Raw genomic sequence first — 26,436 nt, 5'->3', positions numbered from 1 at the left:
CAGTACATTACAGCCACCCCGGAAGAAAGCGAGGACAAAGGAATGAGGACTAGACTCAAGACAAAGAGAAACAAACCCATTCATCTACTACTAAAATTTGCAGCATTGATCATCTTGTTTCTGTTGTCCGTTTCTGTCTTCGGAGAGGATGGGACAAATAGCGGCGAGGTGGAAGTTGACATGTCGGAATTATCTGCGGCCAAGGATGCGGGTCCCGCAGTTCCGGAGGGGACTGTGCTATGGAAGCTTGGCCAGCATGACGGTTCATCCGCAGAGTTTGCATCAGCCGGATCAAACGGGGCCAAGGGGGTATTCAGCGTTGCTTCAACCGCAGTCAAGGCGGCGGAGCTTCAGAGTATCCCGTCCGGGCTGCACGGCGCTACCAATCCTGAACTGCGGATTACCTACAAGCTGGATAAGATCCCGGTTAACGGGGTCTTATTTCGTGTCAGCATCCTTGATGCCTACAAATCCGTACCGCAGATGAGCGTATTCTCCAACCGGCAGCTGTCAGGGATTATTCAGATTGCCGGTGTGGACGGTACGGACAGTAAATACGATTTCCGCAAAACCTATGAGCTGTACATTCCCAAAGAACAGCTCATCAGCGGAACCAACGAGCTGACGCTGCGGGCAGCGCGCGGGATCTATTCCTCGGCTGCGGAGGATAAGTATAATTGGTGGACATGGGATAACCTTAGTCTGGAAGCACTGAAGACTCCGGTCAAGGAGCCGATTCACGGGAGCTATACGCTGACCGGAACCATGGTCAACAACAAACAGTTCTATTTTGACAAAGGTGCAGTTACGCATTTGCCTTATATTATGAAATGGCTGGGTTTAGCCTACAGCGGCAACATTATGCGGACCAGCTGTGCCAGCGATGTGGGCAGATCCTGTGAGAATATGGGGGAGTACTACGAGGTCCTGAAGGATTATAATATGCAGGCTGTTGCCCTCTATCTGTACACGGGTGATATCAAGCTCAAGGAAGACGGTTCACTGCCGGATGATGCGGAGAAGAAGCTGACCGATTATTTCAAGCAGTACGGCCAGTATTTCCAGTATTATGAGGTGGATAATGAGCCCGGACTGTTCAACCGTTCCAAAGCAGTCAATCTGGCGATAGCCGACTGGCTGAATAAGAAAGGCAAGACGATCGCACCGCATCTGCAGACGGTGGCCCCGGGCTGGGCATACTGGCCGGGTTACAGCGAAGATTCCTGCGGTAATCAGAAGGGGATGCTTAAGCAGTGCGGAGATCCGGACGGCTGGGAACGGGACCCGGAGCAGCGGAACGAGTTGGAGGAAGTAACGGATTTGACCAATGGGCATTCCTATGGTGAATCGTATATTTTCAGCAATGGAGGCAGCTTTACAGAGAACCTGAAGACCTTTGGGGGAGCTGTAGACGGCCTCAGCAAAAAAATGCTCACCACCGAATTCGGCACCTCGGATACTCATGTGGATGCCTATCAATACGGCGCGTCCGAGCGGACAGCGGCAGTGTTTGACCGGATTATGCGGGGGCATATCGGATATGCCGATATGTTTGTGCAGCATGCCGCTTTCTTCAAGAACTTCAGTCTGTTCAAGTACGGCTTTAACCTGGAGGAGCATGATCCGGGAGCTACAGAGATTTATTATACCAAAGAAGGTGAAGACTCACGCGTAAGTATTATGCGCCGGCTGGATCTGGCTTATGCCACACACGGGGCGCCGCTGAGCTATCAGATTACGAACAAAGATGATTTGGCAGACAAAATGGTGTATGTACGGGCGGTAGACACTTCCACCCTTGAGCCTCTGGCAGGCAGCGGAGCCACATCCAACAAGCTGCTTGTGAACTTTGTCAACTTTGAAGAAACCGAGCAGACCATTAAAGTAAAGGTGACCATGCCGGAGAAGACCGTATATGAGGGTGAACGCTTTGGCCGCGGAGATACTTATGAAGAGGCACGCAGCTATATGTCGGGCAGGAATGCCACACCTATACTGGAATTCACCGAAACGCTGGCTCCGGGTGAGGCGGTGCAGTATATTCTGCAGCCCTCTTCCGAAGTAGCGGATATTGCGCCGCAAGGCTTCAAGGCCACGGCAGTTAAAGGGCTGTCGATGCATCTGAGCTGGCTGGAGGCTCCCGGGGCAAGCTATGAAGTGCTCCGGGCCGACGGCCCGGGCAGTGAACTGAAAATGATTGCGGCAGGTGTGCGGAACACAGAGTATACTGACAGCAAACTGCAGGAGGGCACATTGTATACTTATGCGGTAAGAGTGTCGGGCTCTGGTGTCATGTCGGAGAAGACACAGATTTCAGCAACCGGACTCGTCCCGCTGGACCGGACCGGCTGGAAGGTTACGTCTAATGTGAACACGGCAGCGTCGAAGCCGGAGAGTGCCATTGATGGAGACAGGCGTACACGCTGGGATACCGGCAAACATCAGGCATCAGGTGAATACTTCCAGATTGATTTAGGTGCAGTACATGCAATAGAAGCCATAGAGCTGATTTATACTTTATCATCGTATGATTATCCCCGGGGATATACCGTCCAGGTATCCGATGATGCCAAAAGCTGGAATCAGGTAGCATCCGGCAAAGGAAAGCTGGAATTGACCAGGATTGCCTTTTCCCAGGTCCAAACCCGTTATATCCGCATACAGCAGACCGGTTCCGGAGGCAACTATTGGTCGATTCAGGAGCTGCAGGTGTATTCAAGAGAATAAAGGACGGCATAATAAGCTCCGTGGATTTAACAAGCCACCGGGGTTTTTTGCTGCGAAGTATGAATGGGAAAGGGGTGAACCGGATCGATGACTCATCTTGCAGATCAAATTATTCTGCTGCTGGCGGTCTTGCTGCTGGTAGGCGTGCTGTCCACCAAATTCTCCACCCGTTTTGGTATGCCCGCACTGGTTCTGTTTATCGCTGCCGGTATGGTGCTCAGCCATTTCATTTATTTCAACAATGCTTCATTAACACAGATCGCCGGGATTTTTGCGCTTGTGGTTATTCTGTTTGAAGGCGGAATGCAGACGAGTATGAAGGATATCCGTCCGGTCATGAAGCCGGCGCTGTCGCTGGCTACGGCAGGTGTGCTTTTGACAACGGGAGTTGTCGGTGTTTTTGCCAGATTTATATTAGGCGTGCCGTGGGCGGAGAGCTTCCTATTCGGGGCGATTGTCGGCTCGACGGATGCGGCTGCGGTGTTCTCAGTACTGGGCGGCAAAAACATTGATAAACGCCTGACCTCTACACTCGAAGCAGAATCCGGCAGCAACGATCCGATGGCGGTATTTCTCACCGTCTCCCTGATCGAATGGATACAGCATCCTGATACTGCAATCTGGAGTCTGGTGCTCTCCTTCTTCTGGGAGATGGGGATCGGTCTCCTGCTGGGGATTCTTATCGGTAAGCTGGCTACATATCTGATCAACCGGATTAATCTGGACTCTACCGGGTTGTATCCGGTGATGGCTATCGGCTTTGCGGTTCTGACCTACGGGGTTTCGGCGATGGTCCACAGCAGCGGCCTGCTTGCCGTCTATGTTATGGGGCTGGTGCTGGGGAACTCCGAGCTGATGTATCACCGTACGATTATGAATTTCAATCACGGCTTTGCCTGGATGATGCAGATTGCCATGTTCATCCTGCTCGGTCTGCTGGTCTTTCCCCAGGAGCTGGCGGATATTGCCTGGCAGGGCATACTGCTGTCCGTTATTCTAATGGTAGTAGCAAGACCTGCGGGCGTATTCATCAGTCTGCTGTTTGCCAAGTTCTCCTTCCGCGAAAAGACACTGATCTCCTGGGCCGGACTCAGGGGTGCCGTCCCCATTGTGCTTGCGACCTACCCGCTGCTCGCGGGGCTTCCGCAGGGCCGGCTGTTCTTCAATGTAGTATTCTTTGTTGTCCTGACCTCTGCGGTCATTCAGGGAACGACCATTTCACCACTGGCCTCACGGCTGAAACTGGTCGGCCGGGAGGATGCGGGCCAGCCGTCACTGATGGAACTCGTCGCCCTTGGCAAGACGGATTCCGAGTTCAATCATATCGGAATAGACCGGCATATGCCGATTGCCGGGATGCAGATAGCGCAGATCGGCCTGCCGGATGATATCCTGTTCACGGCAATTATCCGCAACAAGAGCATTGTGACGCCCCATGGCAGCACGGTTATTGAACCGGGAGACACGGTGTACGTGCTCAGCCCCAAGAGCAAACGGGACGAGATGCGGGCGATCTTCCGGAGCGGGAAGGGGAAGGCAGCGGAGACAGATATCACATTGGTTTAGGATAAATGTGAGCTTCTCTGCCGGACGGGGTGACTTGTGTCAATATAGGTTTTTTAACAGCATTGTGACGGAAATAATAGGATGTTCTGAAAGGGGAGTGCTAGAATTTGCAGTAACCTTATATTAGTAAAACGAGTTGCAATACGGCGTATTCTGTGTTAAATTGTATATAGATTTAGAATGAGTCTAAATACAATAACAAATAAATACACATCCCAGGAGGTTATTAGAATGAGTACACAAGTCAAAAGCCAAACTGAATTGCATGCTGCCCTGAACCGTCAGACAGCGAACTGGACTCTGCTTGGAGTGAAGCTGCATCATTACCACTGGTATGTCAGCGGAGCACAATTCTTCACGCTGCATGAGAAATTTGAAGAGTTGTACAATGAAGCTGCCGGTTATGTGGATGAGCTGGCTGAACGCTTGCTCGCCATTGGCGGACAACCGGCTTCAACCATGGCCCAATACCTGGCCCTCTCCGGACTGAAAGAAGCTGCCGGCGGAGAAAGCGCGAAGGATATGGTTGCTCAGCTGATTAAGGACTTCACTGTTGTAGCCGAAGAGCTGAAGCAGGCGATCTCTGCTGCCGAAGAGCTTAGCGACCAGCCTACTGCTGACCTGCTGATCGGTATTAGAACAAGCGTAGAGAAAACGTCCTGGATGTTGAACGCTTACCTGGCTTAAATCACATCAAGAGTATATAAGAAGAGCGCCCGTGGTATCCCCACGGGCGCTCTTTGCAGTGGAATGGCCGGTTATCCCGGCACGTTTTACTTGATAAATACTCCGCCAAACGGCAACGCCTCCCGCAGGAAGCGTTTGATAATGCCGTCTTCATTATTATCCCGCTGAAAACGCCTGCTCTGGCGTCCGGCCTGGAACAGTACAGGCCCGTGGCCGGTCATCTTCCAGTGATAGCTCATATGCTGGCTGGCGAGATGATTGCCGTAGACCGTAAGCTCAAGCCGGGCATTCTCGGGATAGGCAATAATACTGCCGGCATCGACGTACAGCGGATCAAACGGGTCAAGCTCGGCTTCACAGACGGTGCCTTCTGTCAGAATGCCGATGCTGCCATGACCGGAGAATTTCACCTTGATGATATCCCGGGTAATCAGCATATTCTTCATATTCAGCACTCTGGTCTGCATGGTGACTCCTTTGCTGTAGAAGAACAGATGCCTGAAATCATATAGCAGATCGCTCTTGCCGTCGAGCTGCAGCGTTTTGACCCGGTAACCGGGCGGCAATGCAGCGACGAACCGGCAGGGTCCGGTGATATCCGAACGGATCAGCTTCCGCTTGCGGTACATGCCCTTCACATCCATCAGCCGGTCCGCCCGTCCTGAAGAGGGGCCTTGATAAGCTATAATCTGCTGCGGATGGAGCACATGAACCTCTTCATTCTCTGCGACGGTAAAAGCAACGGCCTGTCCGCTGCCGCTGTCGCCTTCATCCTGGACGTCAACGTTCATTCTTCATGCTCCCCTCGTGCATTGCCGTGTATATGCGCTTCCTGCCCCGGTCTTAACGCAGCCGGTCGCTTCTTCTGGAACGGTGGCGCATGGTGAAGCGCAGCAACCGGATAAGCAGGAAATAACCCAAGATAAGAGCAAGTCCGGTGATCACAGTCACCTTGATCCGGTTATAGTAATTTTCACGTGCCGTACGGTCATTCTTCAGTTCATCGACGACTTGGCTGAGCTGGCGGTTCTGTTCCTGCAGGGCAGCGTTCTGGGCCTGGTAAGTCGCCATTTGCTGCAGCGTCTGGTCCAGCTGGTCTTTGGTCTGCCCCAGCTCGTCCACTGCCGTTCCCAGGTTCTCTTTGGTCTTCTGAAGCTCCTCTGCCGTCTGCTGATAGCTCTCCTGCAATTTGTTGACCTCTCCGGGCAGCTCCGAGAAGCTCTGTAGTCCATTATATAAATCAGTGAAATAGTTGGCTTTTGCCGCGGGGATATCATAGCTGAAAGAAATCCCGAGCAGCAGCAAGGCCGACCCCAGCAGCTTTATCATATTTCTTGTTGCGCGATTGTTCATTACTGATCACCACCTGTTATAGGCTTGTTGTACTCTTATTTTATCATAGCCGGTCCTGATTTGGGCAGTGCGGGCAGCTTTAGGCATAATTACCCTTCCTGTCTATGCAGGTAACCATATGTGTAATACAGCACAAATCATATGAAGGTTTCTATTATATTGAGTGTGCACATAAATTAACGTATACTTTGAACGGAAAGGAGCTGCTTCGAGTGAATAAATGGCTCAAAACGTTGTTGTTTCTGGCGGGTTCTGCACTGTTGACCCGGTTTATTCCGTTCTCATCCTTATTCCGTAATCTGGATACGATGTTTCACGAATTCGGCCATGCGCTGGTAACCCTGCTGCTCTCGGGGAGTGTGCTGCGGATAGAGCTGTATCCCGATCATAGCGGTGTAACCTATTCAGCGATTGCCGCAGGGGGGAGGGCAATTCTTGTATCGCTGGCCGGATATCCTCTGGCCTCACTCTTCTCATTGCTTCTCTTCTATTTATATAGTAGAGACAAGCGGCAGTGGGGGCTGATGATAGCCAGCGGTGTTGCGCTGGTGATGCTGGTGCTCTATGTACGGGGTGGCTTTGGGATGATTTGGCTGAGCGGTTTTATTCTGCTGAATGCCGCTATGGTGTTCCTTTGGCCGAAGGTCAGCAAATATTATTATTTATTTCTTGCATTTCTGACTCTGGAGGAGTCCGTGATGGGAACGCTGTTTCTGGTAACGGCTTCGGTACTGACGCCTTCCCGTGCGGGCGATGCAGCTAATTTGGCCAGATTAACACCGCTGCCGGCTATATTATGGGCGCTGCTGTTCTTCCTCTTCTCGCTGCTGTGTGCCAAGTGGGCGCTGGGCTTTTTTTTCAGGGAAGAAAAATCAGTGAACCGGGAAAGAAGCCTATAATGCGCAAAACTGTGTTCGTCATATTTTGACAAAATAATAGACTTTCGCAAAGAGGCAATTACCTTTAGTGGTAGGTTGGCTCTTTTTTTGTCGATATTATAGGACCGAACATACATTCCATGACAAGGAGTTGTCCGCCATTATTGGTACATTAATAGAAGACCCAAAAAAAGAAAGAGGTGGAAATATGCAAGCAAGTATTCAGCCCATATTTACTTGGAGCCAGGATCGAATTTTAGCAGGAGGTGCGAAGAATATTATCCTGCTCGTGGAATGGAAGGGAATGTCACAAGGAGAGGAATTCCGCAAGAAAAGCCGAAAGGTTGTAGCACGGGAGATTGAGCTGCGCGTATGGTTGGAAAGTCACGTATCGGTAACCGGATGCTACGGGTGTACAGCAGAAGAAGGAGAAGGCCGCTCCCTGCTGCTGAAGCTGGGCAAAATCCATTCCGGGCAACGCAGGTTTATTGCTTTGGAATTTACGATGTCAGGCATGCCTGCAGGCATACATGAGGCGCTTTGGCTGCAGTGGCAATACAGACAGCCCACGGTAGAACGTATACGTGAGCTACCGCTCAAGAAGCTGGGAATGGAATATTCACGTCATACAGATGTAATGAACGCTCAGTGTTGTTTTCATGTAGAGAAGCATGTAGAGCTGCTCAAAATGGAGGGATTATTAGCAGAAAGGGAAGTGACCAGAGCCCAAAATCATCAGCAGGTCTCCACGGAGAAGCTGCGGCGTCAGGCGGATAAATTGCTGCTTCTTGCTGCACGTTCGGGCGATATGCAGCTTGTGAAGGAAGCGGAAGCGCTCTATAAGCAGCTCGAGGCGGAGATGACTCCCTTAGGAAAGGTTGTAACGATATAAATGTAAAGAAGGTAGCAGGGATATAATAGGCAGTGATCATACATATAGGTTAAAATTTGAACCCAATTCGCAGAAATAGATAACGAATCGTGTAATATATAAATGTGGTAATATAGTAAAATAGTTCTATTATATTTTCTTATCTCGGTTATTACATCCTTGGTTATAGATATATATAACTAGTTTATTTAAAATAATGGGTCTATTTTACCATGAATCAAGGAGAACTGAAAATGACAGACCGATTAATCCGGCTGATGCGCATTATTACGCTAGTTCAAGCCAAACCGGGAATTCTGGCCCGTGAGCTGGCGGAACGATGCGGCAACAGTGAGAGAACGATTTACCGGGATATGGATGCGCTGAGTGCCATGCATATCCCCATTACCCATATGGGACACGGTAAGGGATATGCTTTTATCGGTAATTTTGCACTGTACCCTTTGGATTGGTCAGAAGAAGAAGCAGCCGCATTTTCACAGTTGCGCAGTATTATGACGGATATCAAATCTTTACTGCCCCCGGAGTTCGAAGACGCCTATGAGAAAGTGATGGCCGCAGAATATAAGCAAAAGGCAGAAAGGGAAGAAACGATGGAGAGCGCGAAGAAGGAAGCGGGTCAGCATTGGATGGAGAGAAGCGGATCTCATGGAGATCAGCCATTCTATCTGGCCGGGATTCTGGATGCCGTGATGAAGCAGCGCAGTATACAGGCGGACTACAGTGAGAATGCATATGAAGAAAAAGGTATCAAAATTGATCCCTACTGCCTGGTCCCGTTGGAGAATCGTTTTCATTTGATTGGGTTTTGTCATCGCTTCGGGATCATCCGCACTTTTCATATTAACGGGTTCTCCAGTGTGAAGCCGCTGGACAGCTGGTTCTCCAAGGATAAATTTGATTTACAGGCTTTTATGGAGCAGAAGTGGTCTCTGGACCAGGATAGTCTGCAGGTCGAATTCAAAGTCAAGTTCTCGGAACGGATGATGGAGCGGCTTAAGCATGAGGAGATGTTTGTGAAGCCCAGCAGGGTAGACCGCCAGAACCGCTGTCTGCATTTTAAGGTAGCGGTAGAACAGGATATTGGCTTTGTTCACTGGATTATGAGATACGAGGAAGAAGCTGAGATTATGGAGCCGGTCTACTACCGGGAAGTTCTCAGAAATCAGCTCGAGAAATGGCTGTCGCTATACAAATAGCGCAGTTTTTCTTTTTATACATAAATAATTCCACTAATTGGTATTTAATTATTCATACAAAAACGCTCATGTTAGTTATATGTGCAAATTTTCCTTGTCTAGTCGAGGTATATATAGTAAGTTATACATTAAATAACAACAATGTGTATTTATGCGGATTATTATAACGTTTCATGTCAGGTATTCGTTAATATATCTAACTTTTTAAATATATTTTCTATCCTGTCATTTGACCTTTGTTCAATTTTTAAGTAGAAGAGAGGTAGAGATTTGATCCAGCCCATTCTAAAAATTGAAAATTTGCACACCCACTTTTTTACCGACCGCGGTGAAGTTCCTGCAGTTGACGGTGTTGATTTGTACATTAATCCGGGTGAGGTTCTGGGTGTGGTCGGCGAATCCGGCTGTGGTAAAAGCGTAACCTCCCTGTCCATTCTAAAGCTGGTTCCGGATCCCCCGGGAAAAATCGTGGACGGACGCATCCTGCTGAAGGGCCGTGATCTTGTCCCGCTCAAAGAGAAAGAGATGCGTAAGATCCGCGGTGATTCGGTCTCTATGATTTTTCAGGAACCGATGACTTCGCTCAATCCGCTGTTCACGGTCGGACAGCAAATTATTGAAACCGTACGCCTGCACCGTGGCCTCTCCAAGAAGGAGGCCCGGGAGCACGCTGTAGAGATGCTCCGTAAGGTAGGCATTCCCCGGCCGGAGGCCATTATTGATGAATATCCGCATCAGCTGTCGGGAGGCATGCGCCAGCGTGTAATGATCGCCATGTCCATCTCCTGCAGTCCGGAGCTGCTGATTGCCGATGAGCCGACGACTGCGCTTGATGTGACGATTCAGGCACAGATTCTGGATCTGATCCGCCGGCTTAACGAAGAACAGGGGACGGCCGTTATGCTGATTACCCATGATCTTGGTGTTGTAGCAGAGATGTGCCACCGTGTTGCGGTTATGTATGCCGGCAAGGTAGTGGAGGAAGGTAGCGTACGTGATATTTTCAAGAATCCGCTGCATCCGTATACCCGAGGGCTAATCGAATCTGTACCCCGGATGGATGAAACCAGAGACCGCCTGCATTCTATTCCGGGCAATGTGCCGATTCTCAGCAAGGAAATGCAGGGCTGCCGGTTCGCGCCGCGCTGTCATGAGGTGATGGATATTTGCCGTCAAAGTCTTCCTAAGCTTACGCTCCAGGAGGAACAGCACAGCTGCAGATGCTGGCTGCATGAAAGTCAACAGGAGGATGCGGTATGAGTGAGAGCCTGCTAGAGGTCAAGGGTCTTAAGAAGTATTATCCGATCAACAAAGGATTCTTGGGTAGGGCACAGGGTGATGTCAAGGCTGTGGACGATATCTCCTTCTCGGTAAGCAAAGGTGAGACCTTTGGCTTGGTTGGAGAGAGCGGCTGCGGTAAATCCACAACCGGCCGTGCCTTGCTTCGGCTGATTGAGCCCACGGCGGGAGAGATTTGGTTCGAAGGTCAGGATATCACGAAGCTATCTATAGAAGAGATGCGGGGGCGGCGCCGGGAGATGCAGATTGTTTTCCAGGACCCGTTCTCATCCTTAGATCCACGCAATACTGTACAGCGTATTCTTGAAGAGCCGATGATTGTGCACGGAGTAGGCGATGCCAAGCAGCGCCGGGCTGCAGTAGAACGTCTGGCTGATGTAGTCGGGCTGGCTAAAGCGCATTTGCAGCGTTACCCGCATCAGTTCTCCGGCGGACAACGCCAGCGGATCGGGATTGCCAGAGCACTGGCGCTCCAGCCGAAGCTGATTATCGCCGATGAGCCTGTATCTGCACTGGATGTATCGATCCAGTCACAGGTCATTAACCTGATGCAGGATTTACAGAAGGAATTCGGATTGACCTATATCTTCATCGCCCATGATCTCAGCGTGGTGAAGCATATCTGCGACCGTGTAGCCGTGATGTATCTGGGGCGGATTGTTGAAGTCACCGATAAGCATAAGCTCTATGCCGATCCGCAGCATCCCTATACGCAGGCACTGCTGTCCGCAGTTCCTGAGCCCGATCCCGATATCCGTAAGGAACGGATCATCCTGCAGGGTGAGGTACCGAGTCCGGCGAATGCGCCGGTCGGATGTGCTTTTAATACACGTTGTCCCCGGGTGATGGAGATATGCCGTAATGTCAGACCTCCGCTGCAGGAGACAGGGTCCGGACATTTGACCGCCTGCCATCTGTATGATGAGGAAGTCCGATCCCGGCTTGCGTAATGAAATAAGGAAGAATTCAATACCGCTCTCTATGCATTGGCCCTGATATATGGCAGCGCTTTGGCGCAGCTCCATATAAACGCTTTAATACTTTTAATGAAAGAAGGGAGTTTTCTAGAGATGAAGAAGTGGAGTAGTCTTGCACTGGCAGTAACGCTGGGGGCGGTATTAACATTAAGCGGCTGCGGGGGTAACAATAACAACGCTGGCACAGAAGCGACAGCAGCAACGAATGCAGCGGCGACTACCGCACCGGATAGCTCGCCTGAAACATCGGCTAACACGCAGGATACGCTCATCCTTGGACGCGGCGGCGATTCTGCATCGCTGGATCCTGCCATTGTCACAGATGGCGAATCCCTGAAGATTGCCCATCAGGTATTTGATTCCCTGCTGGAATACAAGCCGGGTACCTCTGAAGTACAGGCTTCCCTTGCTGACAGCTGGGAGGTATCGCCTGACGGTCTGACGTATACCTTCAAGCTGCATCCGGGCGTGAAGTTCCATGACGGAACGGATTTCAACGCTGAAGCAGTAGTCTTTAACTTCACACGCTGGAGTGATCCGGCAAGTGAATTCAAGTTCGAAGGAGATTCCTTCGACTACTATGATTCGATGTTCGGTCCGGACGGCAGCCGTGTAATCAAAGAGGTTAAGGCTGTAGACGCAACTACGGTAGAGTTCACACTCAATCAGCCGCAGGCACCGTTCCTGCAGAATATTGCTATGACCTCCTTCGGGATTGCCAGCCCTGCTGCCATCCAGGAGAAGAAGGAGAACTTCAAGAACGAGCCGGTAGGCACAGGACCTTTCGTGTTCACGGAGTGGAAGCATAATGATTCCATTACACTGGACAAGAATTCGAATTACTGGAAAGAAGGGCTTCCTAAGCTGAATAAAGTCATCGTCCGCTCCATTCCGGACAACTCGGCACGTTTCAATGCTCTGCAGAACGGGGAGATCGATCTGATGGAGGATTTGAGCCCGGATGATCTGTCCACGCTTGAAGGCAACACTGAACTGCAGAAGATTGAACGCCCGCCGTTCAATGTAGCTTACCTCGGCTTCAACTTTAAGAAGAAACCTTTTGATAATGTGAAAGTAAGACAGGCGCTGAACTATGCGGTGAACAAACAGGCAATCATTGATGCATTCTTCTCAGGTCAGGCTACTGCAGCTGTTAACCCGATGCCGCCTTCACTGTGGGGCTACAACGATGCTGTGAAGGATTATGAATATGATCTGGACAAAGCGAAGGCGCTGCTGGCGGAAGCCGGTTACCCTGACGGTCTGCCGGATACAGTAACCCTGTACGCTATGCCGGTATCCCGGCCTTACATGCCTGACGGCAAGAAGGTTGCGGAAGCCATTCAGGCGGACTGGGAGAAAATTGGCGTGAAGACTGTAATTGAATCCCCGGAATGGGCGACTTATCTGGATGACACCAAAGCTGGCGAGAAAGATGATATCTACATGCTCGGCTGGACTGGCGATAATGGTGACCCGGACAACTTCCTATATACGCTGCTCGACAAGGATGCTATCCCAGGCAACAACCGTACCTTCTATGTGAATGAAGAACTGCACACGATCCTGATCAATGCACAGAAGGAGACGGATCAGGCGAAACGTTCCGACCTGTACAAACAGGCTCAGGAAATCATCAAAGCGGATGCACCGTGGATCCCGCTTGTGCACACTACACCGCTGCTGGCTGCGAAGGCCAATCTGAAAGGATTCGTTCCAGGCCCTACAGGTACGGAATATTACAGCGAAATTTACTTCGAATAGTATGCTCCATAAGCATTTCCTTGCCGCCGCGTGCCTGCTGCGGCAAGTTATGCTTAAGGACCACTGGAAGGTGAGCCAACTTGAACTCCTACCTATTAAAACGTGTCATGGTTTTATTCCCTGTGCTGATCGGAATGACGATTATCGTCTTCTCCATTATTCACGCCATTCCGGGTGATCCGGCAGAAACCATTCTGGGCCAAAAGGCAACCGAGCAGTCCAAACAAGCGCTGCGCGAGCAGTTGGGTCTAGATAAGCCTTGGCTGCAGCAATACTTCAACTATATGGGAGATTTGGTGCAGGGCGATCTGGGAACCTCAATCCGGACCAAAACACCGATTGCCAAAGAAATTATGCCTTATCTGGCGGCAACGCTGGAGCTTACCGCAGCGAGTATGCTGTTCGCTACCATTGTAGGAGTGAACGCCGGTATTCTAAGTGCCTGGCGGCAGAATTCCTGGTTTGATTATACCGCGATGATTATAGCGCTCATTGGCGTGTCCATGCCGATCTTCTGGCTGGGGCTGATGGAGCAGATGTTATTCGCGCTGAAGCTGCACTGGCTGCCCTCTATAGGCAGGATGGATCAGCGGAATCCCGTGGAGAGTATTACCAATCTATATGTGATCGACACGATACTGGCAGGAGACTGGCGCCAGCTGTGGACGGTCATCAAGCATCTGATCCTGCCAAGCATAGCACTGGGCACCATTCCGATGGCAATTATTGCCCGGATGACCCGTTCGAGCATGCTGGAGGTCATGAACTCTGACTATATCCGTACGGCAAAGGCCAAAGGGTTGTCGCAATTCCTTGTCGTATATAAGCATGCTCTAAAGAATGCACTGATTCCCGTGCTGACCGTAGTAGGTTTGCAGACAGGTGCACTTCTCGGCGGTGCAGTGCTGACAGAGACAATCTTTGCCTGGCCCGGCGTGGGAAGATATATATTTGAGGCGATCAGCTCACGCGACTATCCGGTAATCCAGACCGGAATCCTGATCATTGCTTTTATCTTCGTGTTCATTAATCTGCTGGTGGATCTGCTCTATGCCGTCATTGATCCGCGCATCAACTACAAGTGAGGGGTGAACCTATGGGACAGGCATCAATTCAAGTAACGCCCCCGGCTGTACCTGCTGACAAGGTTTCCGGGCCTTGGCGGGATGCGTGGAAGGCTTTCCGTAAGAATAAGACGGCGATGCTCGGCCTTGGCATCATTGTGTTTTTTGTGCTGATTGCCCTGCTGGCACCCGTAATCGCACCTTACGGCTTCAAGGAGCAGGAGCTGGTCAACCGGCTCAAAGCGCCGTCTGCCGACCACTGGTTCGGCACGGATGATCTGGGAAGAGATATGTTCACCCGCATACTATACGGTGCCCGGATCTCCCTCTGGGTCGGCTTTTTCTCGGTTATCGGCTCGATTGTTGTCGGTACGTTTCTGGGGATTCTTGCGGGCTTCTACGGCAAATGGATCGATATGCTGATATCCCGCATGTTCGATATTCTGCTGGCCTTTCCGAGTATTCTGCTGGCCATTGCAATCGTAGCCATTCTCGGGCCTTCGCTGCAGAATGCGCTGTATGCCATCGCCATTGTTAATATTCCTACGTATGGCCGGCTGGTACGGGCCAAGGTGCTCTCCCTGAGATCGGAGGAGTACATAACGGCGGCCCGCGCAATCGGAATGACGAACAACCGCATTCTGCTGACCCATATTCTGCCTAACAGCTTAACGCCGATTATCGTGCAAGGGACACTTGGCATCGCTACCGCGATCATTGAGGCCGCTGCGCTTGGCTTCCTTGGACTCGGCGCACAGCCGCCCGATCCGGAATGGGGCAAGATGCTCTCGGATTCACGGCAATTCATCCAGAAGGCACCCTGGACGGTTATTTTTCCGGGGTTGTCCATTATGCTGACCGTGCTTGGCTTCAACCTGGTAGGGGACGGCCTGCGCGATGTGCTTGACCCGCGGATGAAGAATTAACTTCTGTTCACTGATAGCCCTGCAGGCCTTTGGCTTGTAAGGGCTATTTTTTCAGAGTAGCAATACATAAAGCTGGAATTATCACTTATTCATATCAATAATAACTAAATATAATTAAACATAATCAAAACGTATAGAAAAACCAAAAAAGATGTGATAGAATAGCACCAAAATATATAAGATACATATACGGGAGGAATGGAAATGTTCAAGAAGCTGGGGGTAGTGTTAGTGGCGGGATTGGTAGCGGCGGGATTGTCTGCTGCACCTGGTGAACAGGCACAGGCAGCTAAGAAAACTGAAATTATTGTATCTGCGGCAGCTAGCCTGCAGGATAGTCTTGACAAGATTGCCGCGACTTACGAGAAGCAGCATCCTGGTATTGATCTTATTTTCAACTACGGTGCTTCCGGTACGCTGCAAAAGCAGATTGAACAGGGCGCTCCGGCTGATCTGTTCTTCTCTGCAGGAGACAAACAGATGACTGCCCTGGTAGATGGCGGGCTCATCAGTGATCATACCGGGCTGCTCAAGAATCAGCTGGTCCTCGTGGTGCCTTCTGATTCGAAGACTTCCATTACTACTATCACCCAGCTTACCGATAAAGCCTTCAAGAAGGTGGCTGTCGGCCAGCCGGAATCCGTGCCGGCCGGGCAATATGCGCAGCAGTCATTGACGGCTAAGAAGGTATGGGATACGCTGCAGAGCAAGCTGGTCTTTGCCAAGGATGTCCGTCAGGTATTGTCTTATGTGGAGACGGGAAATGCAGATGCCGGCTTCGTCTACAAGACAGACGCGCTTACCTCGAACAAAGTGAAGATTGCCCTGACAGTGGGCGGACATGTGCACAAGGCCATTAATTATCCGGTTGGCATTGTGAAGGAGTCGCCGCATCAGGCGGAGGCCAAGGCATTCTACGAGTATGTACAGACAACAACGGCGGACGCGGTATTTACAAGCTACGGCTTTCAATTAGCACAATAATACCTACTATACAAATGGGGTGAGAAGAGATGGAGATCAATTGGACCGATTTTTTCGCCCCGGTCTGGCTTTCGGTCAAGATTTCGGTGATTACCAGCATTATCGTGTTCTTACTGGCTACGCTCGCAGCCAAGAAGATGGCAGGGCGGAGGTTCTTCGGACACAGCCTGGTTGAAACGGTCCTGCTGCTTCCGCTGGTTCTGCCGCCGACGGTTGTCGGCTTCGTCCTGCTGGTGATCCTCGGCCGGCGGAGCTGGATTGGCAGGCTGTATGAGCAGTTCACCGAGCATACTATTTTGTTTACATGGGGCGCGGCAGTCATTGCCGCAGTAGTGGTTGCCTTCCCTCTGGTGTACAGGACGGTTAAGGCGGGCTTCGAAGGTGTGGAGAAGGACCTGGAGGATGCCGCGCGGGCGCAGGGAGCCAGCGAGCTTCAGGTTCTGCGCTATGTAACTCTCCCGCTGGCCAGCCGTTCACTGGCCGCAGGTTATGTACTGGGGTTCGCCCGCGGACTGGGCGAATTCGGCGCTACGATTATGGTAGCAGGGAACATCCCCGGGCGTACCCAGACGGTGCCGACGGCAATCTATGTAGCGGTTGACGGCGGCAATATGACGCTGGCCTGGATGTGGGTATGCTCAATCATTGTCATTTCGGCCCTTATGCTGATGTTTGTTAACCGCCGGTCCTGACGGAGTGTAAGCTAAATTACCCCCGGTATCATCAGAAATTCTGGAGATACCGGGGTTTTTCATTGGGGCATTCCCATCCCCATTCTGCGGTAATCGGAAGGGGATACGCCGGTCTCTTTCTTGAAGATCCGGTTAAAGGACCGGTAATTCTCAAAACCGATAGATTCGGAAATTTCAAATGTCTTATGATCCGTGGTAAGCAGCAGCAGCTTTGCCTTTTCAATCCGCAGACGGGTCAGGTATTGAATGAAGCTTTCGCCTACTGCTTTTTTGAACATGGAGCTGAAATAAGGCACACTGTAATTAATCGAAGCTGCCAGCTCCTCCAGCTTATAGGGATAGCTGAGGTCTTCGCGCATATGTTGAATGATTCTTGTAATCGAAGCATCGATCTTCCGGCCGCCCTCCTGAAGCTGCTGAAGCTTGCGGAAATAATCGCAGGTCGCCTCGTGTACGGAGTCGAAGGTTTGGCACAGCTCCATTTTTTTGCGCAGGTTCGCTTCGAGATCCGCACCGCCCTCTGTTCCAATAACGTTATGGCTCATATCCAGGAAGACTCTCAAATATAAGGATTTGATCTGCTCCGGATCCCAGGATTGCTCCATAGCCTGGCGGTATAAGGAGAGGCGCTCCTGCTCCAGTGCAGCCGTGTTCAAATGCGGCTCCAGCAGTGCTTTCTTGAGTACCTTGCTCCAGAACCGGCTGAGCGGCTCCGGAATCCGCTGGAAACGGGCGATTTGTTCCCAATCCTCAATAGCGATGCTCTCGCCAAAGCGGTAAAAGAAAGGATAGGGTGCAGAAGCCAGCCGTTTCAGTGCCTCAGGCCTGGCCTTCAGCCCCTGTCCGAAGCTGCACTGCAGGGCAATGCAGCTCATTTTAAGATTGGTGGCAAAGGAATCCAGCACCTGTTCCGGGAAATTGGGGCGCATAGCCTTTGACGTTTCGGTGTATATGGCGAGAAAACGTCCCTTGTCGAGCGCGATGACTTTATGCGGGCCTATGCCGGCCAGCAGCTCCTTGAGTACGTTGACTCCGGCGAATTGCCACAGCTTCAGCTCTTCAAGCTGATCAATCGGGAAGCGAAGGGAATTCCTGTCCAGCTCCAGCAGCAATACCTTGAAGCTTTGTTCGTGAAGAGGGAGCTGGGAGTCCTCCAGACTGCGCAGCCATTTGGCTTCGGCTGCCGGATTCAGCAGCATATCCAGAAAGAGGCTCTGCTCAATCTCCACCTCGCTGAGCCGGACCTGCTGTTCCAGCTGGAGATGCTTTTCCCGGGTTTCATCAAGTGAGTTCACCTGGGAGGCCAGCTCCTCCATCGTCCGGGTCAACAGGCCGGGATCAGAAAGACAGTCATCTTTAATGAGATAGGCTGCAGCCTTCAGATGAATGGCCTGCTGGGCATAATGGAAATCCTGGTGGCAGGTAAGGATGATGATCTGCGGCGGACGTTCCCCGCTTTTCTCAATTTCGCTTAGCATCTCAAGTCCATTCATGCCCGGCATGGTGATATCGGTTACGACAAGCTCCGGCTTGTGCTTCAGGAACAATTCCAGTCCGTCCCGGCCGTCTTCGGCTTCGCCAACCAGCGTGAATAAATCGGCACGCTCTTCAATGAAATGACGGAATACCGTTCTTGCCGGAATTTCGTCCTCCACGAGTACAACTCTATAGGGATTCATGAGGCTCCTCCTTTACAAGAACATTCTCAGACGGCAGCATAATACGGATCGTCAGCCCTTCACCCGGGGCACTGGAGAGCAGAATTTGCGCATCCCCTCCGAATAGCAGCTTCATCCGCAACCATACATTCTGCAGCCCGATGTTCTCCGTGGACTCTTCATGGAGCAGATGGAGCTGCAGCTTCTTCAGTTCGGCTTCCGCAAGGCCAATCCCGTCGTCAGTAATCTCAAGAATGATATAGTTCTTGCGGGTATCGGTGAAGACCCGTATACTGATATGCCCCTCCGGCGTTTTACGCGGAAGAATCCCATGGAACACAGAATTTTCGATCAACGGCTGGAGGCTCAGCTTCGGAATCTGCATGCTCTGCAGCGGCTCCTCGATGCTTGATTCCAGCCGGATTTGACATTTATACCGCATATTGAGCAGCCCCACATAATCCGCCAAATAATCAAGCTCCAGCCGAAGCTGCACGGTCTGCTCGAAATTCTCCATAGAATACCGCAGCAGCGCCACCAGCCGGCCCATCAGCGAATTTATCTTCTCATAATCCTTCATCATCGCGAACATGCGGATGGTATTTAAAGTATTGTACATGAAATGGGGATTAATCTGCGATTGCAGCGCCCTGATCTCCAGCTTGCGCTTCAGGTCCTCCGAATCATGCAAATCTGCCACCAGATCCTGAATGCGTACCGCCATCGTATTGAGCATCCGCCCCAGATCCCCGATCTCATTATTGGCAAAATGGGTGACCCGTGCATCGAAATGGCCTTTCTTCAGCGCATCGACCTGCCGCTTCACGGCCTGCAGAGGCCGGTACAGCTGATACCCGAAGCCGACCACACACAGCGCCCCCAGCAGGGCCAGAATCACCAGGAAGTAAGTAACCGTCCGGCGGATAATTGCGGCACTGGCAGTAAGCTCCTTGGACGGGATTTCCGAGACCACAATCCACTTGTCATAGGTGGAGGTCTGCTTGACGGAGACAATGGAGGAGCCTGATGCGAACTGGTCCGGACGGTTCAGCTCTGTCCAGTGCTTCAGAATCTCCTGTACCCGCCGCGTATCCTCCTGCTTCCCCAGCTTGCTGGTTGTGGCAATGGTCATGCCGTCTTCAGTCAGCAGCGAGATGGAGCCCTTGCTCCCGAGCTGGATATTCTCGATCTGCTGCTGATATTGGCTGTTGTTCATGGAGATCAGCAGCACGCCCTTGAGGTCCTCATACAAATCAAAGGGAACGCGTGAGATATAATAGGTTGAAGAGTCCAGCACCGCAAGTCCCGGCAGCGAGTGCTTGTCCAGGAAAAGATTGGGCCGGCCCGATTCCAGATACGCTTCTATCAGCGGACGGTACCGGGACTCCCCGAGCTGGGCCGGGGCTTCCGTCGAAGAGAGCACCTCTCCGGTGATTGCGGAATAGACCTGCAGCCCCTCCACATTTCCGATAATGGCCGAGGCGTTGCTGAGCACGGAGATCAGATCCTTTTTGCGGACAACCTCCTCAAAATATTGAGCCGACGGGGAGACCAGCGCGCCCTGAATGGACGAGATACGGGAGTACTGCTCGCTTAATTCCCGCAGTCTAATCATGGTTAATTCAATCCGGTCTATGACCTGATTGACCAGCTGGGCGTTCAGGCGGTTCACCTGCTGCTCCACCGTTGTGCTGGAGACGCTTACAGAAATAAATGACAATACAATCAGCGGAACCACAGAGATGGCGAACATAACCACAATCATCTTGATATAGAAGCTCCGCCGCAAAAAGCTGAAGAAGGGTGAATTCATAGGGGCCACATCCGTTACTGGGTTTTGGACTCCGGATACCGGGCAGGCTATCCTATAAAGATTATAGTACATTGTAGAATGGGTAGAAACCTGGAACACAGCGAATCTTAAAAATGGTGACACTTTGGCTCGAATCCGGCATGTTCACAAGCCGGGGCGTCTTCTATAATCCAAAGTGTAAGGATAATGTAAACGCAATCAATACAAGCAAATGGGGGATGACAATGAGTTTCAAAAGAAAGCTTGTACCGCTTGTGGCCTCAGCGGCGTTGATGGTAACCACCCTGGCGGCCTGCTCCGGTGATAATAATCCAGCGGCAGGCAGCACGGCCGCACCGGAAGGCGGGACACAGGCGGGCACGGCCGCCAAGCCGGCCAGCATCAAGGCGATGACCATTCTCTTCGGCAATCCGCCGGAGATGACCAACAACAAAGCGCTCGAGGATCTGGAGAAGCGCGGTAATGTAGATCTGAACGTAACCTTCGTACCATCCGAAGCCTACACTGACAAGCTCTCCGTGGCTGTATCCGCCGGAGATTCCTATGACCTGCTGCTGATGGATGGAGGGAAGGATGACAAATTCAACAACCTGGTGAAGATGGGCGCTTTTCATGACCTGACGCCTTATCTGGAGAAGACGGAGAACATCAGCAAGATTGATGAGGTTGTCTGGAACGGAGCTAAGATTGAAGGCAAAACATACGGAATTCCCCGGCCGCGCGGCCTGTACGGCGGCGGTGAAGCCAACATCCTGATCCGCAAGGACTGGCTGGACAAGTATAATCTGGAGGTCCCGAAGACCATCGATGAGCTGACAAATGCTCTTATGGTATTCAAGGAGAATGATCCGGCTGGCGGCGGCAAAACCATTCCGTTTACGATCTATGGTTCAGACGGCGTGAACAGCCCCGGACCTTTCTCGGGGGTACTCCCGATTCAATATGCTTTTGGTATCCCGAATGTATGGAAGCTGGAGGGGGAGAACGTCGTACGTGATTTCCAGACTCCCGAATACAAGGCATTCCTGGAGTGGCTCAGAGATTCCTGGAGCAAAGGCCTGATTGACAAGGATGCGCCGGTGCTCAAGAACCAGGGTCAGGCACGGAGTAAATTCCTCGCAGGTACTGCGGGTGCTTTTGTAGGGAATGTCAGTGACATCGTGGAGACCAACGTGGAGAAGCTGAAGCAGACGGACCCGAATGCTGAAATAGCGATTGTCGATGTGCTGGAAGGCGCAGACGGACAGAAGGGTGCTTCGATCCTCTCCGGGTACTACGGATTATGGGCGATTCCAAGCTCTGTGCCGGAAGAGAAGGTACAGCAGATTGTCGATTTCCTTGATTTCACCGCCTCCGAGGAGAATGTAGCCTTCTCCAAAGCGGGAGTCACCGGCATACATTCCAGTGATTTCAAGGATGGGGTGGCTGTACAGACCGAGGAGCAGAAGAAGCAGTATGAGCTGGATAAGCCGAACAATTTCATCCTGGAGAACCGGGCAGATCCATATGTGTACGCCAACTCCAAGGAACCGGAGATTCTGACGCTGCAAAAGACCGTGCTGGATACGATCAGTACCATCGGGGTGGAGAATCCGTTCCTCAGCTACAACTCCCAGTACGCCAGCAAGAATCCGGACAGCTATAAGAAAATGAGTGCTGTCATGACCAAATATGTGCTGGGTGAAGGCACCTGGGAGGATGTACAGAAGGAGATTGATACCTGGACTACGGGTGCAGGTGTACAGATTACCAAGGAGCTGCTGGATCAGTATCGTGCCGAGCATCAATAAGGAACACCTAAATATAAACAGAGGCAAAGGAGGGGGAGATCCCCTTTCTTTTGCCCATGGATAAGGAGGTTTAGCCTGTGCAGAGAGCTTTACGCCCTAGACGGTTTCATCAATTGTGGCCTTTTTATTTACTGGCGGCACCGGGTATTCTCTATTTTCTCATTTTTCATTACATTCCGATGACGGGACTCATTCTGGCCTTCAAGGAATACAGCCCGTTCAAGGGCATTATGAACAGCCCGTGGGTGGGGCTGGATAATTTCAGACAGTTTTTCGGAACCTCCGATTTCTATATGTTGCTGAAAAATACACTGCTGATCAGTCTGCTGAACCTGATTATTTATTTTCCGTTTACGATCCTCCTGTCGTTACTACTGAATGAAGTGCGGCTCAAAGTGTTCAAACGGGTATCGCAGACGATCGTCTATCTGCCTCACTTCCTGTCCTGGGTCGTTATTTACGGGATTACGATTTCGTTCTTCGGGCCTTCAGGCGTTATTAATCATTATCTCAGCCAGTGGTTTGACGGCAATGCCAATTTCCTGGTGAGCAATGAATGGTTCCGGCCGCTGGTCATCTTCCAGTCCATCTGGAAGGATGCAGGCTGGGGGACAATTATCTTCCTGGCGGCACTGGCGGGGATCAACCCCGAGCAGTATGAAGCGGCCAAGGTGGATGGAGCGAGCCGGCTGCAGAGCATCTGGCATATTACCCTCCCCGGCATCAAGAGCACGATTGTTATACTGCTGCTGCTCCGCCTGGGCTCCTCTATGGACTCCAACTTTATGCAGATCTTCCTGATGACCAACAGCCTCAACCTGGATGTCTCCAATGTGTTCGATCTGTTCGTCTACCATATCGGTCTGGAGCAATTCAATTACAGCTTCGCGATTACCGTAGGCATGTTCAAATCCGTTGCCAGTCTGATCCTTGTAGTCGGGGCCAATTATGCGGCAAAGCTGCTTGGCGAAGAAGGCATATTCTAGAACAAGAACAGGAGTGGAGACGCTATGAAGCTCAAGGCAACAGGGTTTGACACCATTATTGTAGTTATTATCTGCTTAATCAGTCTGCTGGTTATTCTGCCTTTTCTATACATTATCGCGGTATCCTTCAGTCCGCCCGGAGATTCAATGGCCGGGAATTTCTTCATCTGGCCCAAGCACTGGACGCTGGATGCTTACAGCTATCTGCTGAATGCGAATACGTTCCTGACCTCGGTCAAGAACTCCGTTATTATCACGGTAATGGGTACGCTGCTTAGCCTGTTTGTATCGATTACCCTGGCCTATGCCTTATCCAAGAAGTTTCTGCCCGGCCGCCGCATCATGCTGCTGATTATTTTCTTCACCATGATCTTTCACGGCGGTATGATTCCCAGTTATCTGGTGGTCAAAAATCTGGGTCTGATCGATTCTTACTGGGCAGTGGTGCTTCCGGCGGCTTCCAGCGCTTTTAATATCATGGTCATCCGCTCGTTCTTCCAGAGCCTGCCGGAAAGTCTGGATGAAGCGGCAAGAATTGACGGGGCAGGAGAGTTCAGGATTCTGTATTCGGTCGTGCTCCCGCTGTCCAAACCGATCATCGCCACGTTTACGCTGTTCTTCATGGTGCAATTCTGGAATGAGTTCTTCTCTGCGGTCATCTATCTGAATGATACATCGCGCTGGCCGATTCAGCCGCTCCTGCGGCAGATGGTGGCGATCAGTGCCTCCAATATTTCGGCAGAGGCTGCAGTTGACGCACAGCTTGCGGCCAACCTTGGACCGAATGTCCAGAATGCGGCGATATTGCTCGCCATGCTGCCAATTGTAATCGTGTATCCGTTCCTGCAGAAGTATTTCGCCAAAGGAGCCATGCTCGGTTCGATTAAGGAATAGATGCGGATCAGATCCGTTAAACCAATAAAGGTGAGGGTTCAAATGACGATTGGGTATAAAGACTTGCGCCATAATCCTATATATACAAAGCCGCAGCTGTCGGATGAAGAATTCCTCGGCACCATGCTGGACTTGAGCAGACCTGAGCTTGCCGGTGTGGCCGTACAGCTGAAGACAGGTGATGTCCTGGCTGCACGGAATGCCTATCTGGAGGTCGTTGCAGCAGGTAACAACGGGAGATATTACTTTGAAGTGAAGGATGTTCCCAAGCTTCAGGCGTATGCCGCAAGCTACTACGGCCATGAGGAGGAAGCGTTGCAGACAATCGCTGAGGCAGACCGGATCGTAGAAGGGGATATCCCGCTATTCAAAGGGAAAAGAGTGGTCTTTCCGCGCGGCACCTATGACTGGAACAGCTGGCTGTATGACAGCTCACAGTATCAGCTGCATCTGACCCGGTTCGTATATGTGAAGCATCTGTCCAGAGCTTATGCGCTGACCGGTGATGAGAAATACGCCAAATGCTTCAATGACATGATCAGCGACTTCATCGATGATAATAGGGTGCCGGTGGATGATACGTTCCGTTCCGAGCATTCGACCTGGGACCCGCTGTCTGTCGGGGTGCGGCTGTTTATGCTGCCGGAAGCCTTCATCATCTTCTTCAGCTCACCTGCGTTCGAGCCTGAGGTTAAGCTGAAGCTGATCAAGTCCTTCCAGGAGCACGGGCAGTATGTGCGCAAATACCATGCCGGCGGCGGCAATCATGTCTGCATGCAGCTGCGGGGGCTGATCCAGACGGCGCTGCTCCTGCCGGAGCTGAAGGATTCCGCAGAATGGCTGGAGTACGGGCTGCGTGAGCTGCCGGGATATATCCGCCAGAACGTATATGCGGATGGGGTACAGTTCGAAGGCAGTCCTAATTATCATCTGATCGTGATGCGCGATCTGTATGAACTGGTGGCACTGTTCCATAAGCTTGGAATCGACGCCGGGGAGTATCGCGACACCTTGGAGAAGATGTTCACTGTGACGATGCATCTGCTGGCTCCCGACGGACAGCTGGTCAAATTCGGCGATACCGATGTGCAGGTGGTCAGCGAGCTGCGCAATGTCATGAGCCTAGGCGCTTATCTGTATCAGCGCGGCGATTTCAAAGCGCTGGGGCATGAGCGGCTGCCGTTCTCCCTGCTCTGGAGAGTAGGGCCGGATGCGGTGCAGCAATATGAGCAGCTGAAGGCGAAGCAGCCTGCCGAAACGGCAGCCTGCTTCCCGATTGGAGGTTACATTACCTCCAGGCAGGGCTGGAGCCGGGAAGACATGTACATGGCGATGCGTGCAGGTGTTGGAGTGGGCGGACATGCCCATTCGGATGCGCTGAGCCTGGTACTCTACGCCGGAGGGCGCGAGCTGCTGGCGGATTCAGGCATGGGCTTGTTCGAGTGGAACAAGGAACGCAAGTACACCGTATCCACCCGCGCCCATAACACGGTAGTGGTGGATGGCGAGGACCAGCATGTCCGCAGCTTTCACTGGAATACGCCGGCTACGGCAAGCTGCAGAATCTGGGATACCCAGTTTAATGAAGGGTATGACTACACCTTTGCGAGCCAATACGGATATACCCGTTACGATGATCCGGTGATCCATTCCCGCAAGGTGCTATTCATCAAGAACAGCTACTGGCTGATCGTGGATCTGTTTGAAGCGAAGGAGCAGCACCATTATGAGCAGTATTTTCATCTGCCTACCGGAGGGGCGGGGTATGACTGCCACAGCGGGGAAGTATCCACACAGCTGGCGGAGGCCAATCTGCTGCTGAAGCATCTGCCGGCCGGCCACGCTGAGGACCAGCTGGTGCTTGAGCCGGGACTGATTTTCAAGCAGGGGGAGTATGCTGAGAGTCCGGTGGTGAAGCGTTCGCTAACTGTGACGGGGAGGACGGCAATCGTAACGCTTGCCATTCCGTTCGGAACGGAGAAACCTAAGGTGACCATTGAGCCCCTGCCTGCACGGATGAACGGGAACGAGCTATCTGCTGAAGAGGCAACGGCCCTGCGTATTGTAATGGGAGATAGAGTAGATGAAATCTGCTTATACCATGGCAGTGTAGAGGTGGAGGGCTACCTTGATCATACCGGCAATATCATTGCTGAAGCACTGCTGCCGCGCAAGAAAGAGCCGGAAGGCTTGGAGTTTGCCGGGGGCAGCTATAGCCGGAATGTTATTGTACATACCGGTTCCAAATCATAAAGGCTGAAATGAACAACGTCCATCCTGAACCGGG

21 protein-coding genes are annotated in these 26,436 nt (G+C 51.6%); 17 read left to right on the top strand and 4 right to left on the bottom strand.

Annotation, left to right across the window (positions count from 1 at the left end; genetic code table 11):
• Window positions 1–180: 180 nt before the first annotated feature.
• The 3 genes from MKZ24_RS32570 (at window position 181) to MKZ24_RS32560 (ending at window position 4,980) form a co-directional block, all read left to right on the top strand.
• Complete coding sequence (locus MKZ24_RS32570) at window positions 181–2,727, top strand: discoidin domain-containing protein (RefSeq protein WP_042232885.1); 2,547 nt, start codon at window positions 181–183, stop codon at window positions 2,725–2,727.
• Window positions 2,728–2,814: 87 nt separating this feature from the next.
• Window positions 2,815–4,293: a potassium/proton antiporter gene (locus MKZ24_RS32565; RefSeq protein ID WP_042232886.1), complete on the top strand. Its 1,479-nt coding sequence runs from the start codon at window positions 2,815–2,817 to the stop codon at window positions 4,291–4,293.
• A 231-nt stretch (window positions 4,294–4,524) separates the two neighbouring features.
• The gene (locus tag MKZ24_RS32560) at window positions 4,525–4,980 is read left to right on the top strand and encodes a Dps family protein (RefSeq protein WP_042232888.1); all 456 of its coding nucleotides are present in this window, start codon (window positions 4,525–4,527) and stop codon (window positions 4,978–4,980) included.
• Window positions 4,981–5,066: 86 nt separating this feature from the next.
• Here the strand turns inward: MKZ24_RS32560 and MKZ24_RS32555 are convergent, their stop codons facing one another.
• Complete coding sequence (locus tag MKZ24_RS32555) at window positions 5,067–5,771, bottom strand: AIM24 family protein (protein WP_042232890.1); 705 nt, start codon at window positions 5,769–5,771, stop codon at window positions 5,067–5,069.
• Window positions 5,772–5,823: 52 nt separating this feature from the next.
• Window positions 5,824–6,333 (bottom strand): hypothetical protein, encoded by a 510-nt coding sequence (locus tag MKZ24_RS32550; protein ID WP_042232892.1) that lies wholly within the window; start codon window positions 6,331–6,333, stop codon window positions 5,824–5,826.
• Window positions 6,334–6,545: 212 nt separating this feature from the next.
• Between MKZ24_RS32550 and MKZ24_RS32545 the strand changes: the two genes are divergently transcribed.
• The 10 genes from MKZ24_RS32545 to modB all read left to right on the top strand — a co-directional run bounded on the left by MKZ24_RS32545 (window position 6,546) and on the right by modB (window position 17,008).
• Window positions 6,546–7,232, top strand: coding sequence for a M50 family metallopeptidase (locus tag MKZ24_RS32545; protein WP_042232894.1), 687 nt, complete (start codon window positions 6,546–6,548; stop codon window positions 7,230–7,232).
• Window positions 7,233–7,419: 187 nt separating this feature from the next.
• Window positions 7,420–8,103, top strand: a complete 684-nt coding sequence (locus MKZ24_RS32540; protein ID WP_042232896.1) for a hypothetical protein — start codon at window positions 7,420–7,422, stop codon at window positions 8,101–8,103.
• Window positions 8,104–8,336: 233 nt separating this feature from the next.
• Window positions 8,337–9,302 carry a helix-turn-helix transcriptional regulator gene (locus MKZ24_RS32535; RefSeq protein WP_042232898.1) on the top strand — a complete coding sequence of 322 codons (966 nt, stop codon included), beginning with the start codon at window positions 8,337–8,339 and terminating at the stop codon, window positions 9,300–9,302.
• Window positions 9,303–9,572: 270 nt separating this feature from the next.
• A complete protein-coding gene (locus MKZ24_RS32530) occupies window positions 9,573–10,562 on the top strand; it encodes an ABC transporter ATP-binding protein (RefSeq protein ID WP_042232900.1) in 990 nt (329 codons plus the stop codon).
• On the top strand, window positions 10,559–11,551 hold the full coding sequence (locus MKZ24_RS32525; protein ID WP_042232902.1) for an ABC transporter ATP-binding protein: 993 nt from the start codon (window positions 10,559–10,561) through the stop codon (window positions 11,549–11,551). Before MKZ24_RS32530 ends, MKZ24_RS32525 begins: the two co-directional genes overlap by 4 nt.
• 120 nt (window positions 11,552–11,671) lie before the next feature.
• Window positions 11,672–13,342, top strand: a complete 1,671-nt coding sequence (locus MKZ24_RS32520) for an ABC transporter substrate-binding protein (protein ID WP_340789956.1) — start codon at window positions 11,672–11,674, stop codon at window positions 13,340–13,342.
• A gap of 80 nt (window positions 13,343–13,422) precedes the next feature.
• Entirely contained in the window at window positions 13,423–14,427 is a 1,005-nt protein-coding gene (locus MKZ24_RS32515; RefSeq protein ID WP_042133990.1) for an ABC transporter permease, read from the top strand.
• 11 nt (window positions 14,428–14,438) lie between these two features.
• Entirely contained in the window at window positions 14,439–15,332 is an 894-nt protein-coding gene (gene nikC / locus MKZ24_RS32510) for a nickel transporter permease (RefSeq protein WP_042232904.1), read from the top strand.
• Window positions 15,333–15,536: 204 nt separating this feature from the next.
• Window positions 15,537–16,316 (top strand): molybdate ABC transporter substrate-binding protein, encoded by a 780-nt coding sequence (gene modA / locus MKZ24_RS32505; RefSeq protein ID WP_442950501.1) that lies wholly within the window; start codon window positions 15,537–15,539, stop codon window positions 16,314–16,316.
• A gap of 29 nt (window positions 16,317–16,345) precedes the next feature.
• A complete protein-coding gene (modB, locus tag MKZ24_RS32500) occupies window positions 16,346–17,008 on the top strand; it encodes a molybdate ABC transporter permease subunit (RefSeq protein ID WP_042133997.1) in 663 nt (220 codons plus the stop codon).
• A 59-nt stretch (window positions 17,009–17,067) separates the two neighbouring features.
• Here the strand turns inward: modB and MKZ24_RS32495 are convergent, their stop codons facing one another.
• The gene (locus MKZ24_RS32495; RefSeq protein ID WP_042232908.1) at window positions 17,068–18,687 is read right to left on the bottom strand and encodes a helix-turn-helix domain-containing protein; all 1,620 of its coding nucleotides are present in this window, start codon (window positions 18,685–18,687) and stop codon (window positions 17,068–17,070) included.
• Window positions 18,674–20,479 (bottom strand): sensor histidine kinase, encoded by a 1,806-nt coding sequence (locus MKZ24_RS32490; protein ID WP_042232910.1) that lies wholly within the window; start codon window positions 20,477–20,479, stop codon window positions 18,674–18,676. The genes MKZ24_RS32495 and MKZ24_RS32490 overlap by 14 nt, the downstream gene beginning before the upstream one ends.
• Before the next feature lie 224 nt (window positions 20,480–20,703).
• Between MKZ24_RS32490 and MKZ24_RS32485 the strand changes: the two genes are divergently transcribed.
• From MKZ24_RS32485 to MKZ24_RS32470, 4 genes are all read left to right on the top strand, one after another.
• Complete coding sequence (locus MKZ24_RS32485) at window positions 20,704–22,269, top strand: extracellular solute-binding protein (RefSeq protein ID WP_042232911.1); 1,566 nt, start codon at window positions 20,704–20,706, stop codon at window positions 22,267–22,269.
• 77 nt (window positions 22,270–22,346) lie between these two features.
• Window positions 22,347–23,255, top strand: coding sequence for an ABC transporter permease (locus MKZ24_RS32480; RefSeq protein ID WP_042232913.1), 909 nt, complete (start codon window positions 22,347–22,349; stop codon window positions 23,253–23,255).
• 24 nt (window positions 23,256–23,279) lie between these two features.
• Window positions 23,280–24,149 carry a carbohydrate ABC transporter permease gene (locus MKZ24_RS32475; RefSeq protein ID WP_039302214.1) on the top strand — a complete coding sequence of 290 codons (870 nt, stop codon included), beginning with the start codon at window positions 23,280–23,282 and terminating at the stop codon, window positions 24,147–24,149.
• A gap of 42 nt (window positions 24,150–24,191) precedes the next feature.
• The gene (locus MKZ24_RS32470; protein WP_340789950.1) at window positions 24,192–26,402 is read left to right on the top strand and encodes an alginate lyase family protein; all 2,211 of its coding nucleotides are present in this window, start codon (window positions 24,192–24,194) and stop codon (window positions 26,400–26,402) included.
• The last annotated feature ends 34 nt before the right edge of the window (window positions 26,403–26,436 follow it).

Source organism: Paenibacillus sp. FSL R7-0297 (assembly GCF_038009025.1).
In the GTDB taxonomy this organism is placed as follows: domain Bacteria; phylum Bacillota; class Bacilli; order Paenibacillales; family Paenibacillaceae; genus Paenibacillus_AQ.
The sequence above is the reverse complement of the archived record's forward strand: the minus strand, read 5'-3'. Positions and strand labels throughout refer to the sequence as shown.

Bases quoted from the DNA above. Each gene is read 5' to 3' on its own strand.
- MKZ24_RS32565 (WP_042232886.1), top strand. From the start codon at position 2,815: ATGACTCATCTTGCAGATCAAATTATTCTGCTGCTGGCGGTCTTGCTG.
- MKZ24_RS32520 (WP_340789956.1), top strand. From the start codon at position 11,672: ATGAAGAAGTGGAGTAGTCTTGCACTGGCAGTAACGCTGGGGGCGGTA.
- nikC (WP_042232904.1), top strand. From the start codon at position 14,439: ATGGGACAGGCATCAATTCAAGTAACGCCCCCGGCTGTACCTGCTGAC.
- MKZ24_RS32490 (WP_042232910.1), bottom strand. From the start codon at position 20,479: ATGAATTCACCCTTCTTCAGCTTTTTGCGGCGGAGCTTCTATATCAAG.
- MKZ24_RS32540 (WP_042232896.1), top strand. From the start codon at position 7,420: ATGCAAGCAAGTATTCAGCCCATATTTACTTGGAGCCAGGATCGAATT.
- MKZ24_RS32535 (WP_042232898.1), top strand. From the start codon at position 8,337: ATGACAGACCGATTAATCCGGCTGATGCGCATTATTACGCTAGTTCAA.
- MKZ24_RS32475 (WP_039302214.1), top strand. From the start codon at position 23,280: ATGAAGCTCAAGGCAACAGGGTTTGACACCATTATTGTAGTTATTATC.
- MKZ24_RS32495 (WP_042232908.1), bottom strand. From the start codon at position 18,687: ATGAATCCCTATAGAGTTGTACTCGTGGAGGACGAAATTCCGGCAAGA.
- MKZ24_RS32550 (WP_042232892.1), bottom strand. From the start codon at position 6,333: ATGAACAATCGCGCAACAAGAAATATGATAAAGCTGCTGGGGTCGGCC.
- MKZ24_RS32570 (WP_042232885.1), top strand. From the start codon at position 181: ATGTCGGAATTATCTGCGGCCAAGGATGCGGGTCCCGCAGTTCCGGAG.
- MKZ24_RS32560 (WP_042232888.1), top strand. From the start codon at position 4,525: ATGAGTACACAAGTCAAAAGCCAAACTGAATTGCATGCTGCCCTGAAC.
- modA (WP_442950501.1), top strand. From the start codon at position 15,537: ATGTTCAAGAAGCTGGGGGTAGTGTTAGTGGCGGGATTGGTAGCGGCG.
- modB (WP_042133997.1), top strand. From the start codon at position 16,346: ATGGAGATCAATTGGACCGATTTTTTCGCCCCGGTCTGGCTTTCGGTC.
- MKZ24_RS32525 (WP_042232902.1), top strand. From the start codon at position 10,559: ATGAGTGAGAGCCTGCTAGAGGTCAAGGGTCTTAAGAAGTATTATCCG.
- MKZ24_RS32470 (WP_340789950.1), top strand. From the start codon at position 24,192: ATGACGATTGGGTATAAAGACTTGCGCCATAATCCTATATATACAAAG.
- MKZ24_RS32485 (WP_042232911.1), top strand. From the start codon at position 20,704: ATGAGTTTCAAAAGAAAGCTTGTACCGCTTGTGGCCTCAGCGGCGTTG.
- MKZ24_RS32555 (WP_042232890.1), bottom strand. From the start codon at position 5,771: ATGAACGTTGACGTCCAGGATGAAGGCGACAGCGGCAGCGGACAGGCC.